Source organism: Kitasatospora sp. NPDC059327, from assembly GCF_042752535.1.
Lineage (GTDB): Bacteria > Actinomycetota > Actinomycetes > Streptomycetales > Streptomycetaceae > Kitasatospora.
The window spans coordinates 1-1261 of the sequence record NZ_JBHYYB010000258.1 but is presented as its reverse complement, the minus strand read 5'-3'; the positions used below and the strand labels follow the sequence as shown (position 1 = coordinate 1261).

Genomic DNA, 1261 nt, shown 5'->3' with positions numbered 1-1261 from the left:
TGAGCTTCCCCCGCTACGCGGGAGGTGCTGATTACCTGGTCAGAACGGGTGTGGGTGGCTCGACGACCACCAGTTCGGCCGTCGCCTGATCGGCGTAGTACTTCGCCTCGTACTCGTCCGGGCTGAGCCAACCGAGGCGCTTTTGGATCCGGCGGGTGTTGTACCAGCCGTCGACGTAGGCGAACAGCGCCAGATCGGCGTCCGTGCGGGTCGCGAAGCTGGTGCGGCGCACGCACTCGGTCTTCAGGACGCTCCAGAAGTTCTCCGCGAGGGCGTTGTCGAACGAGTCGCCGACGGTACCCATGCTCGGCTCGATTCCCGCCTTCAGCAGTCGGGTTGTGAGCTTGATGGACGTGTACTGACATCCGTGGTCGCTGTGATGGATCAGCTTCCCGGGCTCGACGGGCCGGCCGTGCAGGGCGTACTCCAACGCAGTGAGCACGAGGTCGGCATCCGCCCGCTCCGAGGTGTGCCAGCCCACGATGCGGCGGGAGAAGGCGTCGCGGATCGTGGCCAGCCACCACGGGCCCTCGCCGGTCGGGATCAGCGAGATGTCGGCGACCCACAGCCGGTTCGGGGCACCCGCGGTGAAGTCGCGCTGGACCAGGTCCGGGGCAAGGTCGGCCGTCGGGTCGCGGCGGGTGAAGGAGCGGGGCCGACGCGGGCTGACGCCCTGCAGTCCGGCCTGGCGCATCAGGCGCTCGACCCGTTTGCGGCCGACGTGGGTGCCCTCGCGCCGCAGGACGGCGTGGACCCGCGGGGAACCGTAGGTTTCGTCGGAGTCGGCGTGGATCCTGCGGATGTGCTCGGTCAGCTCGGCGTCATGACGTTTGCGCTCGCACGGCTCCGCCACGTCGCGGCGCCAGCGGTAGTAGGTGGAAGCGGGGATGTGCAGTTCCCGGAGGACGGGCTCGGCCCCGAAGCGGTGCTGGTGCTCGTCGATGAGCCTCAGCACCGTCGCCGGGTCGGGTCGAGCTCCTGGGCGAAAAAAGCCGAGGCGGCCTTGAGGATCTCGCACGACCGGCGGAGCTCGGCGTTCTCCTTGCGCAGAGCGGCCAGCTCCTCCTTCTCCGCGGTGGTCAGCCGGTCGTCGCGCTCACCCCGGTCCGCCTCGTCCTGACGGATCCAGTTGCGCAGGGCCTCGTGATGCACTCCGAGATCGCGGGCCATCTGACGGATCACAGGCTTCGGGTCGGCGGCCCGATATGCGGCAACGGCGCGTTGCCGCAACTCGGGCGGGTACTTCATCGGTGCAGCCATG

2 protein-coding genes are annotated in these 1261 nt (G+C 69.1%); both read right to left on the bottom strand.

Features of this window, described 5'->3' with window-relative positions; genetic code table 11:
- Positions 1 to 31: 31 nt before the first annotated feature.
- The gene (locus ACFXHB_RS44865; RefSeq protein ID WP_380583016.1) at positions 32 to 955 is read right to left on the bottom strand and encodes an IS3 family transposase; all 924 of its coding nucleotides are present in this window, start codon (positions 953 to 955) and stop codon (positions 32 to 34) included.
- The coding region (locus tag ACFXHB_RS44860) for a transposase (RefSeq protein WP_380583014.1) at positions 949 to 1261 on the bottom strand (313 nt) is incomplete at its 5' end. The genes ACFXHB_RS44860 and ACFXHB_RS44865, both read right to left, overlap by 7 nt.